We start from the raw sequence: 13,135 nt of genomic DNA, 5'->3' as shown, positions 1-13,135 counted from the left end.
TGGCCGACCGGAGAGCCCGCGCAGCGCGACGCTCCCCGGCCTGCGGCTCACTCTTTCAACGACAGCGCCTGGCGCGGACAGCCGCGCACGGCCTTCTCGACCCGCAGATGCAGCTCCTCCGGCACCTCTTCCATCAGCAGATGCAGCCGATCCTCCGTCTCATCCAGGCGAAAGACCTGCGGCGCCACCCGCACGCAGACACCATTGGCCTCGCAACGGTCCCAGTCCACCAAAAGACGCATGGCTCCCTCCCGGCTCTCGGGTCCTCGTCGAAGAGCGCCCATGACATGGCGCCCGGAAATGAAACCTGCGGTGTCGACGCGGCGCTCGGAAATGAAGAGTTCCGAGGCACCTCGGACGACGCCAACCTCGAACGATTCTGGGGCGCTGCCGCCGACGCCCGGAAATGAACGATTCGAGAGCGCTGCTGCCTGCGCCCGGAAATGGTGGCCTCAAAACCGGCGAAGCCCTGCCATCACACCTTCAAGAGTCGCGTCACCACGACGAGCGGGGGTGGCGTTTCCCCCGCATCGATCAGCCGGTTGATGGCCATTCCCTGGATCAATGCGAGCAGCGCGCGCGCAAGAGCATCCGGAATTTCCCGGACGATCAAGCCCGCGCGCTGCCCCTCCACGATCAGGGTCGTCAGATCCTCGAACACCTTGCGTCGATGCTGCTGGAGCAATGCACGCAGCGATTCCGGCACCCCCTCACCCGTGTGGGCCTGAATGATGAGGAGTAAATACTCCGGCTCGTCGCCCAGGCCCGCGATCATCTTTCCGCACAGCGAGGTCAGGCGATCCAGCGGTGTGCCGGGCTCCTCCAGCACCTGGGAGAGCAGGCTTTGCCAGCCTTCCACGGCGAGGCTCACGGTGGCCGCGAACAGCGCCTCTTTGTCCGGGAAGTAATGGTAGACGAGCCCGTGGCTGATCCCCGCTCCGGCCGCCACGTCCGCGATCTTCGCGGCCGCGAAGCCCTTGCGAGAGAACACCACGCGGGCGGCACGCAGGAGCGCACTCCGCCGCTCGTCCTTGAGCTGCTCGACCTGCTCGGCACTGCGAGGGCACACGTCGTCTCCGGCGCCTCCTCTGCCGTTGACTTACCGTTCAACGAACGTGTCCGCAAGCGCGATTCATGCCTGATCCACACCAGTTTGCGAGCATAGGGCGCAGCCCGACGCGACCTCCTCCCTCCTTGTCGAGCCGTGTCGTGAAGGCTGCGGCCCTGTCTTCGTCTGCTCGTCGTACCTGGCGCTCGTCGCACCTCGTGCCTGTCGCGCTGGCTCGAGCTCAGCGTGCGCTGGCGTGGAGCGCGACCTTCAGCGAATCCAGCTTCCGGATCACCGGGTGCGGCCCGAAGATGGGCGTTCCCACGAGGTGCATGTCCGGGAAGCGCCGGAGGAGGGTGCTCACGGCGACCTGCCCTTCGAGCCGCGCCAAGCTGGCACCGAGACAGAAATGGGCGCCATTACCGAAGGCAATGCTCGTGACCGCCTCACGGTGCGGATCGAATTCGTCCGGCAGGGGAAACGCCGACGGGTCGCGCAGCGCGCTGTTGAGCAGCAGGATCATCATCTGCCCCTTGCGGATGTGCGATCCGTTGAAGTCCATGTCCTGTCGCGCATAACGGGTCAGCCCCAGCCGCGTGAAGTTGTCGAAACGCAGCACCTCTTCCAGGATGCTCTTGACCAGCTCGGGCTCGTCTTTCGCCTGTTCCATCAGCGCGGGCCGCCGCAGCAGATTGAGCACCATGAACCCGATCAGGTGGACGGTGGTCTCCGAGCCGCCGACGATGAGCGACGAGACCAGCGCCTGCAGCTCGCGACGGCTCAGGCGATCCCCTTGCTCCTCGGCCTGGAGCAGGCTGCTCATGAGATCCCCCTCGCGGGGCTCCTGGCGTCGCTCTTCGAGGATGTCGTCGATCATGGCGATGCCCTCCCGGATGGAGGCGAAATTGCCGTCGACCTCCTCCGGGCGGATGAGCATGGGAAAGAGCTGGCGAATCATCGCGTCCGCATAGCGATGGAACGCCGCTTGGCGCTCCGGCGGAACATTCAGCATCGCACCGATGGCCCGGATGGGGATCTGCTCGGCGAAATCGCGGGTCACGTCGAGGATCTCCTTCCCCGCCGCGGCGTCGAGGACCTCGTCGACGATGTGCTGGATCGCCGGGCGCAATCGCTCGATCGCGCGGGGCGTGAACGAGGGGCTCACGAGTTTCCTCACCCGGGCGTGCGCCGCTTGATCCAGCGAGAAGAGCGAGTGCTTGCTCATCTCGGCGTACTCGGGGCACCGCGCTTCCACCTCGCTCGGCTTGGCGAACTCCCAGGTCCTCCGATCCGTGGTGAACCGGGGGTCGCGGAGCAAACCGAACACGTCGGCGTGCCGGCTCACCACCCAGCAGCGCCCCTCCTCCCAGAACATCAGCGGCGAGCCCTCTCGCAATCGTTCCAGCGTGGGATAGGGATTGGCGCTGTATTCAGTCGAGAATGGGCAGAACTTCAGCGGCTGCTGGCCATGATTGATGGTGTGATCGAGCATGGGAATGGACCCCCCAGTGGAATGACGAATGACCACGAGCAGGGAAAGACCCCCGCTCGTCCCCCGGCACGGACATCGCCCCCTCGCGCGGTCCCCCCTGCGCGGTCCCGTTCACATCGACATGATGGCGTTCGCCTCGCCGCGATCTCTTTCACTTCGCGACGACGCGGGGAGGGACCGCTCGCGCGCGGTGCAGCCGCGGCGCTGGTGGTGCATCGATGAATCGCACCCCCGGCGCCGGTGACACCACGCCGAACCATCCGGTGGCTTGCCCCCCGGCAATGCACACCGCCGGGTCTTCTGGACCCGCCCCCCTTTTGTTGAACTACAAGTCAATCATTCGCCACGCAAGGCAAATGCTCCAGCGGATCATGGAGATCTCCGTGGATATCGGGCACTTCCCGATTTCGTGCGGTCGTCTCCACGGGCGCCGTCGGGGAGGCGCTTCGCCGTTATGTTCAGGCCGCCGAGCGACGGGCCGAGCCACCCTGGACGTCGATGCCTTCGGGGTGGGAAGCCCACTGAGCTTGCGCGAGGGCGTGCTCCGCCATCGCACGACCGCGCTCGATGAGCGCCTGCATCGAGCTGTGACGAGGCAGCATGCGCCCGAGGATCGGGCCGAGTCGGTGCGTGGGCGGCGGCGTGATCGCCAGGAAGCGCGCTCCCCGGTAGGCCCCCTCGCGGATCTCCGCGTCGGCGAAGCCCACGTTGGAGGCGCGGCGCGCGAAGATCTCCGCGTAGCGGGTCATTGCTCGGCGCATCGTCGGAGGAAAGCCGGACGACGGGACCACGTGCACGTTGCAGAGGTAGACGATCTCCGAAGCCCCCAGCTCGATGGCCGCGTCCAGCGGCGCGTTGTAAAGCAGTCCTCCGTCGGACAGCACCTGCCCGTGCAGGAGCACCGGCGGAAACAGTGGCGGCAGCGAGTACGAGGCGTGCGCTACCTGCCGGAGATCCTCCGCAGTCGCCTCGGTGCGGTTCCCCCGGATTTTCACCCTCCCCGTGCAGAGATCGACCACGAGGAAACCGATGAACCGTCGGTCGTGCAGCATCGCGTCGTAGGACACCCGCTCGTCGACGCGCGCGTGGAACCGATCTTCGTCGAGGATGCCGGAGCGCGGCGTGCGGACCCCCTCCCAGAGCAGTCGCGCCCAGTGGAGCGACAGCCAGAAGTCCGCCGACGCAGCGGGTCCGCCCGCATAGGCGCGCAGCAGGTTGATGCTCCCCGCGCTGGACCCGATCATCGCGTCCGCGCTCCACCCCGCCTCGTCGAGCACGGCCAGCGCCCCGGCCGAGAACGCGCCCAGCGTGCCGCCGCCTCCCAGGATCATCACGCGCATCGCCGGGCCTCCTCGTGCTCCTCCTCGGCCCGCGCGTGGGTTCCCCGGGCGAAGACCCCGCTGCTCGGCCCCTCGTTGGCGTTGGCCGCGCCAGCGCGCTGACCTGCGGTCACGCTGCGCGCGCTGCGCCACTCGCCGACCAGCTCGTCCAGCATTCCCTGGGCATGCGTCCATACGTCCCGGTGCAGCGCCCGCACCCCGACCTCGTCCTGCACGCTGCACGAGGCCTGGATCGGGGCGCCGATGCGGAACCAGAACGGCACCGGCTCGGGCAAAGGACCGCGGCCCCAGAGCAGCGGTAGATCATACTTGTCGTGACCCATCAGGTAGCGCCCCGAGCCCTGGAGGCGCGAGACGATCTGGTACGTGTCGTCGACGCCTGCCGCGGCGAACGGGATGATCGGCACCCCCGCCTGCAGCGCGACCTTCACGAAGCCCACGCTCTTCTCCCAGCGCAGCCGGTAGCAGTCTTCTGCGCTCTGCTTGAGCACCTCGCGGGCGCCGCCCGGATAGCAGACCACGAGGTGGTCCCTCCCCAGGGCGTGCAAGGCATTCTCGACGTTGCCGTACATGCCACCGAGCCGCACGAGCGCGTCCCGCACACCGGGAACCCGGAAGAACCAGCGATCTGCGAGGCCGCGGGGCAGCCGCCCGGTCATGTCGAAGAGGCGCTCGAAGAAGAGCAGCGTCTCGTAGCCGAGGAGCCCGTGGTTTCCCACGAGCAACGCGGGTCCCCGCGGGAGATGTTCCAGCCCCTCGAAACGCGGGGTGTGCACCCGATGGAGAGCCCTGACGAGGGGGCGAGCGAGCGCGATCCAGCGCGCATCCACCTGATCCCGCCACCGCTCGCACGCTTCACGGTGATTCCACATCCGCCGGCGCCGCTGCAACCAGCGTGCCCCCGTCGGAAGCCGCTCGCCCAGGACCTCGCGTCTCCAGGGAGCGCATCCAAGGGGCGCAAGGACCCAGGACGCAAGGCGCGGCGGCTCTCCAGCTCTTCGAGGATCGCTAGCGTGAAGCGCGGACGGCCGAGAGCACCGCCTCGACGTGACCGTCGACCTTCACGCTCGGGAAGGCCTTGATCACCGTCCCCTGGCCATCGATCACGAACGTGCTGCGGATCGTGCCCAGGATCTTCTTCCCGTACATCGTCTTCTCGCCCCAGGCGCCGAACGCCTTGTGCGCGACCAGCTCGGGGTCGCTGAGCAGCGTGACCTTCAGCCCGTGCTTGGCCCGGAACGAGCCGTGGCTCTTCACCGAGTCCTTCGAGATGCCCACCACCTCGGCCCCCGCCTCGCTGAAGCGCGCGAGCGCCTCCGAGAACCCGAGCGCCTCCTTGGTGCAGCCTGGCGTGTTGTCCTTCGGATAGAAGAACACGACCAGCGTGCGGCCCTTGAAGTCGTCGAGCCCGAGGGTCTCACCGGCATCGCTCGCGAGCGAAAATGCCGGTGCCTTGTCGCCTTCCTTCAGCATCCCGATCTCTCTCCTGTCATGCGAGGGAGCCTGTCTCTCACGGTGCGCATCCTAGGGACTGCTTCCGGATTCGCAACCCGCAGAGAGCCTGCGAAGCGCCGAGCATCTCGGCATTGCGCTCCAGCGAGGTAAGCTTCTCACCTGTCCCTGGACGAGTGTTCGCTCGGGGACGACGGTCCCATGCAAGGGCCACCGACGGTGTGAGCCCTGGAACGCGGGTGGCGCGTGCTGCTCACTCGTCGCGCGTGTGGACTTCCTGGTTCTCGCCGACCTTCGCGCTGGGCTTCTTCTCGCCAGTGTCGGCGGTGATCGTCTCCGGCGTCCCCAGCTCCAGCTCGATGTACTGATCGCCCAGCAGGGAGGCGGCGTGCACCGAGACCGTCGCGTCTTCGTAGAGCTCGATCCCAGGCTGGAGGACGAGAAACGCGCGGGTACCTGCACTCGTTCGTTCGAGCCGCTCCACCTTGCCCACGGCGACACCGGAGACCGTGACGCGCATGCCCTCGACGAGCGCTTGGTCGGGTCGGAAGACGGCGTGGACGCGAAAACCGTCTGGCGCTGGCGGGGCGACGGGCGCCGGGGGGGCGGCCTGCGGAGGGGGCTGGCGAGCACAGCTCGCGCTGACGAGGAACAGGCCGACCAACAGCAGCGCAGGGGACCCACGTTTCATGCGACACCTCGTTACGGTCACGGGATTTCTGTGCTCGCCGACTGGGGGAGCGCTTGCTCGATGCGCCTAGCGACCGCTTCGTGACCAGAGGCGCGGGCGATGTCGAGCGCCGTGGAGCCAGCGGGGATCCTCGGTCGACCGAGGCCTGACGCTGCGGCTTGCTCGACGAGCGTCTGGAGCGCCGGATTCGCGCCTGCCGAGAGGAGCGCGTCGACCGCTGCGATGTCGCCGTCCAGGGCCGCGTGATGGAGGCGGGTGCCCCAGCCACGCCGGTGGGGAGGTGGCGCGTCGGGATCGGCGCCCGCGCCAAGGAGGCTCTGGAGGGTCTCCAGGGTCGTCGCGAGATGGATGGGGGCCCGGCCCATCGCGTCGCGCGCGTTCGGGTCGGCGCCGGCGTCGAGCAGCAGCGTGACGCAAGCGTGCGCCTCTGGGATCGGGCGTCGCCTGGAGACCGCGATGTGCAACGGGGTCTGCTTCGCGTCTTCCTCGATCCCTCCTCGTGCTCGCACGTCGGCGCCCTGAGCGACGAGCGCCTGCACGAGCTTCGGGTGAACGTACATGGCGGCCAGATGGAGCGCGGTGTAGCGGTCCGCCGTGCGCGCGTTCACGTCGATGGCTGACGCCAGCAACGTGCGGACACCCTCGAGATCACCCTCCCGGACGGCCGACCACCACCCCTCGAGATCCACGGGGGGGCTCGGAGGCGGCGCGTTCGCGGTCCGTTCCAGCAGCGCTGCCGCGTCGGGGATCGGGATCGTGGTGGTCTCGAGCGCCTCGTGAAGGAGGGCCGGGTGGCTCTGCGCTCCGCACCCGAGGTGAAACCAGTGCGTGACCTGGTGGCTCTTCTCGGCGAGCTGCTCGTCGACGCCGAAGCGCAGCTCACCGTGAGCGATCTTTTTCTTGCAGTGCCGGCAACGCGAGCGATCGGACTTCGCGGCTTCGAGTCTCTGCATCTCTGGGGCCCGAGGGTAGACCTCCTCGATCGCCGTGTGCCAACTCGGAAGCCGCTCTCGTCAGGCCATCCCGCTCAGCTCAGCGCCTCCCTGCCAGCGCCAGGGAGTGAAGGCCCACCTGCGCCAGGTTCACCGGCGCGTCGCATGTCGAGTGTCCCTCTTCGCCGCGCCGGCGAGCCCGTGTTTCCCACCAGCGCCAGGGTTGCCGGCACGTCGAGTGTCCCCCTCGACCGATGCAGACACCTTTCGGGCGAAGGGAGGGTGCCGAGCCCTCGATGCCGGACCCATTCCGACCGGCTGAAGCGCTCCCTGGATGGATGCTGGGGGGATTCAGAGGCCGGAATTCCTCCCACAGCGGATGACGGAGGCATTCTGACGGTGGGATCCCCAGCGGAGGGGCGATGACGGAGGCATTCTGACCGGTCCGAATCCCCCCGGCGTTCGTTGACGGGGGCATTCTGCAACCGCGATTCCGTCCCACCTCCAGTGCCGGTCACATTCGGAGCAGATGAGAAGGAGGAGGTAGTGGCGAACCGACCCATTCTGACGCGGAGGCGCGATGTCTCCGGAATGCAGGGGGGATTCGGAGCGGTCGGAAGGAGGGCGTCAACGGACGCCAGGGGGGCTCGACCGTCCCGGCAGGCCTTGCGGCTTGCCCGAGCGACGTTAGCCTGAGGGTATGGGTATCCTCGGTCTGGTCTCGTTCGCCCTCTGGGTCATCGAGCTTGCGGTCCTCGGTCGGGTGGTCGGTAGCTGGCTCGGTGCCGACCCCGACAAACCGTTCATGAAGGCGCTGCACACCGTGACCGAGCCCTTGTTCCAGCTCGTCCGACCGCTCGCGCGCCGTATCCCGGGCCCGATCGACTGGACGCCAGCGATCGTCATCCTGGGTCTGTCGCTGTTGAGCCGCGTCATCCACTGACCCGAGGAGACGACGGAGGACGTGACGGCGCTCCATGCGGACGGGCGCCGTCCAGCGTCACGGGACCAACGACGGCGCACCGTGTTGACGTGCGCCGTTCGGCGTTTCAGTTGCTCACGCTGGCTTGCGCAGTGACCCAGGTGACGATGTGTTCCACCACCTCGGGGGCGAAGGTGAGGGGCAGGCCATACTCCTCACCGATGCCTTCGAAGCCAGGCGTGTTGGGGGTCATCATGTGGCCGAGGTACGGGTAGCGCTCCACCTGCACGTCGACGCCCGCGGCGTTGAGGGCGTCCTCGAAGAGGTCGGCGTTCCTGGGTGGCACCTGCCAGTCGGCGACGCCTTGCAGGACGAGCGTCGGTCGGGCGGCGGCGACGGCGTCGGCCACGCCGTCCGCGTCGAGGAACTGCACCCAGAAGGCGCGCGAGGTGCCCGCTGGGAGCTGGTCGTCCGGGAGGGAGCCGTCGCGGATGGCATTCATGGTGACCCGGACCTGCTGTTCGAGCGCGTTCACGAGCTGCTGGGAGTAGCCAGCGTTCTCGTAAGGGCGACCCGCCTGGATCTCGACGATCTCGGCGCCCGTCATCGCGACGCCGGCGACCTGGATGAGGCCGCGCAGCTCGGGCTGGGCGAGGGCGGCGCGGGACACGTGGTTGCCACCTTCGCTGTGACCGAGGGCGAAGACGGCGTCGGTGCGCACGAGCGGGTGGGCGGCGGCGTAGCGGCTCACCGCGAGGGCGTGCGCATCGCGATCCTCGTAGCTCAGGGCGGCGAAGTCCCCGGGGCTCTCGCCGTGGCCGGGATCGTCGTAGCGAACGACGGCGATGCCTGCGTCGACGAGGGCCTGGGCGAGGCAGGTCCACTGGGGGACGCCGAAGTAGTTGCCGGTCCGCTCGATGCCGCCCGAGCCGGCGTGGAAGGAGACCACGGGGAACGGGCCGGTGCCGGGCGGGAGATCGATCTGGCCAGCGAGGGTCGAGCCGTCGTCGGCCAGGATTTCGAAGGTCTCGAAGCGTGCGGGGGCGTCGCATTGCTGGCGCGCGATCACGGGGTCACCTCGATTGATGTCGAGGGCCGGGACGAGGTGCGCGGGGGCGTCGCTGTCGGCACGCAGCTCGCCGAGCACATTGCTGGCGAGGGTGCGCACGGTGCCGTTCGAGGGGTCGTAGCCGCAGAGATTATCCATCAGCCGGAGCGAACTCGGGTGCTCGCCGTCGCCTGCGCCCTGGAGGAGGAGGGGGAGACTCCCCATCGGGTTGGCGTCGAGGAACATCACCTCGGCGGAGGCCCGCACGGCGCCCTCCATCGTGGCGCAAGCGACGCCCGAGGGAGCGGAGAACGGGACGAGGGGCGAGAACGGGAGGAAGGTGACGAGCCAGGCAGGATCGGTGTCGAGGTCGAGCTCGACACGACCGCTGGAGCGCGTGGCCACGAGTGTCCCCGCACGCGCGTCGGCTTCGAGGCGATGCTCGAAGATCTTGGCCGCCATCGCGGCCCGGCGGCGCAGGTCGGCGGTGACGAGGCGACCATCCGCTGCGAGCACGACGTCTTCGACGAGCGTCACGTGGGCGGTCTCGCCGAGGTACTGCCGCGAGAGATCGAGCACGGTCTCTCCGTGCAGCGTGCGCGTTCCATCCGGGTGGAGGGTGGTGGTGAGGAGCACCTGGACGAGGCCGCTCTCGTCTCGCCAGGAGGTGCGCGTGACCTCGTCGGCCACGGGGGCGCCGCCAGCGCCGCCATCGCCATCGTTCGGAGGGGGGTTGTGCTCGTCGTCGTTGCTGCCGCAGGCGAGCGTGGAGACCAGCAGGAGGGAGCCGAGAACGGGGAGACCGAAACGCTGCATGAGACCTCGCGACACGTGGGGCTGGGTCCGGGGCGGCTCACCGTCCGGTCCAGCAGGCCTGGGTACGATGTCACGAAGTGAGCGAACGCGCGCTGTCGGAGCACCCTCTCGAAGGGCGAGTGTGCTGATCCGGAGGAGCTGGGGGACTGCGTTGCAGGGAAGGGGAGAGGTCGTCGCCTGGTGCGACGGGGACCTGGCCGGGCGAGGAGCTCAGCCGGCGGTCTTGACGAGGCGCAGGTCCTTCTTCGAGCGCTGGGGGACGCGCTCGTGGAGGCGGACCTCGCTGGCGGCTGGCGCGCGGCGGCGGGTGGGCTGGTGGAGGCGCGCGCTCTCCAGGATGGTCTCGCACAGGGCGCCGAAGTCGATGCCCGCGGAGGCGGCGATCTTCGGGAGGAGGCTGGTCTGGGTCATCCCGGGCAGGGTGTTGACCTCGAGCACGTACTCGTTCTCGCCGCTGGTCACGAGCAGGTCCACGCGGACTGCGCCGCTGCACCCGAGGGCGCGTGCCGCGCGCTCCGCCAGGTTGAGCACGCCGCGGTAGCGCGCCTGCGGGAGGCGGGCCGGCATGAAGTACTCGGTCATGCCGGGGGTGTACTTCGCTTCGTAGTCGTAGAGGCCGTTCTTCGGGGCGATCTCGATGGCGCCGAGGACCTTGCCGTCGAGGATGCCGACGTTGACCTCCATGCCGGAGACGAAGCGCTCGATGATGGCGGCGTCGTCGAACTCGAAGGCCTTCTCCAGGGCGGGGGCGAGCTCCTCGAAGGAGGTGACCTTGGTCAGGCCGAGGCTGGAGCCCTCGCCGCGCGGCTTCACGATCACCGGGAACCCGAAGGAGCCGTGGAGGGACTCGAGGTCGGTCCGGTCGTCGCTCGCGTGGACCGTGTAGTACGGAGGGGTCGGCACGTTGTGGAGCCGGAACATCTCCTTCGCCTTGAGCTTGTCCATGGCGAGGGCGCTGGTGAGCACGCTGGAGCCCGTGTAGGGGATGCGCGCCAGCTCCAGCAGGCCCTGGACGCAGCCGTCTTCACCGAGCCGCCCGTGGAGAGCCAGGAAGGCGACCTCGATGCGGGAGCGCCGCAAGGTCGTGAGCAGCTCGGGGCCCAGGTCGTCTCCCAGGGTGATCCTGACGACCTCGTGGCCACGCGCTTCGAGCGCCTCGGCGATGGCAGCCCCGGAGCGCAGCGAAACCTCGCGCTCCCCGGACGAGCCGCCCATCACCACGCCCACGCGCCTGCGGATCTGGTGCTTGATCATCAAACCTCCGACGCCCCCACGTACGAACTCCAATGCCACGCCGACACCACCGGCCTGGAGCAGCACTGCCGCTCGCCATCAGGGTGTCCGCAAGAATCAAACCATCGCTTCGTCAGGGCCCGACCGTCACGCCCTCCGACCTCGGTCTGGAGCGCAAGGATCACGGGATCTCAGGGGAATTGGTGAGCCCCCCGGGCACTGTCCCTTGGTTCGGGGAAGTGCGCCGTCCGTGTCGATCCGCCCACGGTCTGCCCATCGAGTCGTTCGGGTATCAAGGTCTGCTGCTGGGGTCAACTAAACGGAGTGAAGCCTCACGAGCGTCTCCCCGAGCCCAAAACGCGCGGCTCTACAGCCTCGTATCGCTTCGCGTACAGCCTCGCGCCACCCGTACAGCCAAGCGCCATCGGCATCGCGTCATCCTTGATGCCTGGGAGCGAGCGATGCCGTCGGGCGCGTGCCTGAACGTGACCGACCCGTGTCCACGCGAGCTTCCTGTGCGCTCGGAGGCGTCTCGCCGAAAGCACTCGCAGGGGGCGTGTCGGGGCAAGCAAGGTCGAGCAGGGAGACTTTCCCCCTGTGCTGGCGCGTACGCTCAGCCGGTTGCGGATTCAGGGACTCGTCCTAGGATGGGCCGCGATGTCGCACGATGCCTTCGTTCCCCTGCTCCGGGGCGCGGCCCTCCTTCTTTTCGTGGGGATCGCACCGGCCTGCAAGATCGACGTGGACACCGAGAGCTCGTCGGCCTCGGTCGGCCCCGACTCCCCGATCCCGTCTGGAGCGCCGGGCGTGCCGGGGGTCGCGACGCCTCCGGCTTCTTCCTCGGCCGTCGTCGATGTCCCGCCCGTGCCGCCGCCTTCACCCGGGGCGCGGATCGAGGATGAGCGCAACACGATCAGCGTCTTCCGTGAGGTGGCCGCGTCCACCGTCTTCGTCACCCAGAAGCGTCAGGTGCTCGATCGCTTCTCGGGGACGGCGGTCGATGTTCCGGCCGGTTCAGGCTCGGGCTTCGTGTGGGACCAGGATGGCCACATCGTCACGAACTACCACGTGATCGAGGGCGCCCAGGCGCTGACGGTCACCCTGCAGGGGGACAAGCCCTTTGCCGCGCGGGTGGTCGGTGCCGAGCCGCGGAAGGACATCGCGGTGCTCAAGATCGAGGCGCCGCGCGAGGAGCTGAAGCCGATCAAGGTGGCGCCGACGCGCGAGCCGCTGGAGGTCGGTCAGAAGACGATCGCCATCGGGAACCCGTTCGGCCTCGATCACACGCTGACGACCGGGGTGATCAGCGCCATCGGTCGGCAAGTGGACGGCATCGGGGGCGTGACCATCCGCGACATGATCCAGACCGACGCGGCGATCAACCCGGGGAACTCGGGGGGGCCGCTGCTCGACTCCAGCGGGCAGCTCATCGGCATGAACACGATGATCTTCTCGAAGAGCGGGAGCTCGGCGGGCATCGGGTTCGCCGTGCCCTCCACGACGATCGCGCGCATCGTGCCGCAGCTCGTGAAGACGGGGCGGGTGGAGCAAGTCGGACTCGGGATCCACCTCGATCCGGCGCAGCGCCTGGAGCGGCGCCTCCGGATGCGGGGGGTGATCGTGACGGCGGTGATGCCAGGCGGCGCCGCGGAGAAGGCGGGGCTCAGCGGCCTCACCGAGACGGACCGGGGTCTCTCGCTCGGCGATGTGATCGTGGGGATCGATGGGACGGCCGTGGAGGACTACGACGGCCTCTACAATGCGCTCGACGGTCGGAAGCCAGGTGACAAAGCGAAGGTCGACGTGGTCCGCGGGCGGCAGCGCCGCACGGTCGAGGTGGAGCTGCAGACGCTACCGCAGGCTCCTTGAGGTCCACGGCGGGGACGGGGACGTGCCCTCGCCGCCCCGCCGCCTGCGACACGAGGGCGGGCGAACGGTGGAGCACGGCTTTGCCTGCGACACGTGCGCTGCCGCGTGACCGCCTCCGTCGGTCGGGCGTCATCGCGTCTCAGGGCGTGGTGGGGAATTTCAGGAGGCGCCGCGTCCCGGGCATGGGGCGCGAAGGCTCATGGGGCTTCCGCATCCACGGCTGCCTGGAGACCCGACCGGGGAACCCGGAGGAGCCGGACCTTACTTCCTGAGGAGTTGTCCCACATCGTGG

At 68.6% G+C, this 13,135-nt stretch carries 13 protein-coding genes; 3 read left to right on the top strand and 10 right to left on the bottom strand.

What is annotated here, in order from left to right:
• Window positions 1–47: 47 nt before the first annotated feature.
• A complete protein-coding gene (locus tag CMC5_RS33880; RefSeq protein WP_050434273.1) occupies window positions 48–242 on the bottom strand; it encodes a ferredoxin in 195 nt (64 codons plus the stop codon).
• A 45-nt stretch (window positions 243–287) separates the two neighbouring features.
• Between CMC5_RS33880 and CMC5_RS48760 the strand changes: the two genes are divergently transcribed.
• Complete coding sequence (locus tag CMC5_RS48760; protein WP_281180761.1) at window positions 288–410, top strand: hypothetical protein; 123 nt, start codon at window positions 288–290, stop codon at window positions 408–410.
• 65 nt (window positions 411–475) lie between these two features.
• On the opposite strand, the gene CMC5_RS33875 is transcribed toward CMC5_RS48760, so the two are convergent.
• The 7 genes from CMC5_RS33875 to CMC5_RS33845 form a co-directional block, all read right to left on the bottom strand.
• Entirely contained in the window at window positions 476–1,069 is a 594-nt protein-coding gene (locus CMC5_RS33875; protein ID WP_050434272.1) for a TetR/AcrR family transcriptional regulator, read from the bottom strand.
• A gap of 220 nt (window positions 1,070–1,289) precedes the next feature.
• Entirely contained in the window at window positions 1,290–2,540 is a 1,251-nt protein-coding gene (locus CMC5_RS33870; RefSeq protein ID WP_050434271.1) for a cytochrome P450, read from the bottom strand.
• 458 nt (window positions 2,541–2,998) lie between these two features.
• A complete protein-coding gene (locus tag CMC5_RS33865; protein WP_050434270.1) occupies window positions 2,999–3,880 on the bottom strand; it encodes a patatin-like phospholipase family protein in 882 nt (293 codons plus the stop codon).
• Window positions 3,871–4,752 (bottom strand): lysophospholipid acyltransferase family protein, encoded by an 882-nt coding sequence (locus CMC5_RS45300; RefSeq protein WP_050434269.1) that lies wholly within the window; start codon window positions 4,750–4,752, stop codon window positions 3,871–3,873. The genes CMC5_RS33865 and CMC5_RS45300 overlap by 10 nt, the downstream gene beginning before the upstream one ends.
• Window positions 4,753–4,888: 136 nt before the next feature.
• Window positions 4,889–5,353 (bottom strand): peroxiredoxin, encoded by a 465-nt coding sequence (locus CMC5_RS33855; RefSeq protein ID WP_050434268.1) that lies wholly within the window; start codon window positions 5,351–5,353, stop codon window positions 4,889–4,891.
• Window positions 5,354–5,585: 232 nt separating this feature from the next.
• Window positions 5,586–6,023, bottom strand: coding sequence for an MlaD family protein (locus CMC5_RS33850; RefSeq protein WP_050434267.1), 438 nt, complete (start codon window positions 6,021–6,023; stop codon window positions 5,586–5,588).
• 17 nt (window positions 6,024–6,040) lie between these two features.
• A complete protein-coding gene (locus CMC5_RS33845; protein WP_050434266.1) occupies window positions 6,041–6,976 on the bottom strand; it encodes an ankyrin repeat domain-containing protein in 936 nt (311 codons plus the stop codon).
• A 679-nt stretch (window positions 6,977–7,655) separates the two neighbouring features.
• On the opposite strand from CMC5_RS33845, the gene CMC5_RS33840 reads away from it, so the two are divergent.
• Window positions 7,656–7,898: a YggT family protein gene (locus CMC5_RS33840; protein ID WP_050434265.1), complete on the top strand. Its 243-nt coding sequence runs from the start codon at window positions 7,656–7,658 to the stop codon at window positions 7,896–7,898.
• Between the two features lie 106 nt (window positions 7,899–8,004).
• Here the strand turns inward: CMC5_RS33840 and CMC5_RS33835 are convergent, their stop codons facing one another.
• Both CMC5_RS33835 and CMC5_RS33830 read right to left on the bottom strand, forming a co-directional pair.
• Entirely contained in the window at window positions 8,005–9,741 is a 1,737-nt protein-coding gene (locus tag CMC5_RS33835; protein ID WP_050434264.1) for an alpha/beta hydrolase family protein, read from the bottom strand.
• Window positions 9,742–9,951: 210 nt separating this feature from the next.
• On the bottom strand, window positions 9,952–10,995 hold the full coding sequence (locus tag CMC5_RS33830; protein ID WP_050436291.1) for a D-alanine--D-alanine ligase: 1,044 nt from the start codon (window positions 10,993–10,995) through the stop codon (window positions 9,952–9,954).
• 636 nt (window positions 10,996–11,631) lie between these two features.
• On the opposite strand from CMC5_RS33830, the gene CMC5_RS33825 reads away from it, so the two are divergent.
• Window positions 11,632–12,843, top strand: coding sequence for a S1C family serine protease (locus CMC5_RS33825; protein WP_082363033.1), 1,212 nt, complete (start codon window positions 11,632–11,634; stop codon window positions 12,841–12,843).
• Window positions 12,844–13,135: the final 292 nt, after the last annotated feature.

It is taken from the genome of Chondromyces crocatus, from assembly GCF_001189295.1.
GTDB classification, from domain to species: Bacteria; Myxococcota_A; Polyangia; order Polyangiales; family Polyangiaceae; genus Chondromyces; species Chondromyces crocatus.
The sequence above is the reverse complement of the archived record's forward strand: the minus strand, read 5'-3'. Positions and strand labels throughout refer to the sequence as shown.

Excerpts from the sequence above, each read along its gene's own strand:
- CMC5_RS33880 (WP_050434273.1), bottom strand. The coding sequence starts at position 242 with ATGCGTCTTTTGGTGGACTGGGACCGTTGCGAGGCCAATGGTGTCTGC.
- CMC5_RS48760 (WP_281180761.1), top strand. The coding sequence starts at position 288 with ATGGCGCCCGGAAATGAAACCTGCGGTGTCGACGCGGCGCTCGGAAAT.
- CMC5_RS33870 (WP_050434271.1), bottom strand. The coding sequence starts at position 2,540 with ATGCTCGATCACACCATCAATCATGGCCAGCAGCCGCTGAAGTTCTGC.
- CMC5_RS33865 (WP_050434270.1), bottom strand. The coding sequence starts at position 3,880 with ATGCGCGTGATGATCCTGGGAGGCGGCGGCACGCTGGGCGCGTTCTCG.
- CMC5_RS45300 (WP_050434269.1), bottom strand. The coding sequence starts at position 4,752 with ATGTGGAATCACCGTGAAGCGTGCGAGCGGTGGCGGGATCAGGTGGAT.
- CMC5_RS33855 (WP_050434268.1), bottom strand. The coding sequence starts at position 5,353 with ATGCTGAAGGAAGGCGACAAGGCACCGGCATTTTCGCTCGCGAGCGAT.
- CMC5_RS33850 (WP_050434267.1), bottom strand. The coding sequence starts at position 6,023 with ATGAAACGTGGGTCCCCTGCGCTGCTGTTGGTCGGCCTGTTCCTCGTC.
- CMC5_RS33845 (WP_050434266.1), bottom strand. The coding sequence starts at position 6,976 with ATGCAGAGACTCGAAGCCGCGAAGTCCGATCGCTCGCGTTGCCGGCAC.
- CMC5_RS33840 (WP_050434265.1), top strand. The coding sequence starts at position 7,656 with ATGGGTATCCTCGGTCTGGTCTCGTTCGCCCTCTGGGTCATCGAGCTT.
- CMC5_RS33835 (WP_050434264.1), bottom strand. The coding sequence starts at position 9,741 with ATGCAGCGTTTCGGTCTCCCCGTTCTCGGCTCCCTCCTGCTGGTCTCC.
- CMC5_RS33830 (WP_050436291.1), bottom strand. The coding sequence starts at position 10,995 with ATGATCAAGCACCAGATCCGCAGGCGCGTGGGCGTGGTGATGGGCGGC.
- CMC5_RS33825 (WP_082363033.1), top strand. The coding sequence starts at position 11,632 with ATGTCGCACGATGCCTTCGTTCCCCTGCTCCGGGGCGCGGCCCTCCTT.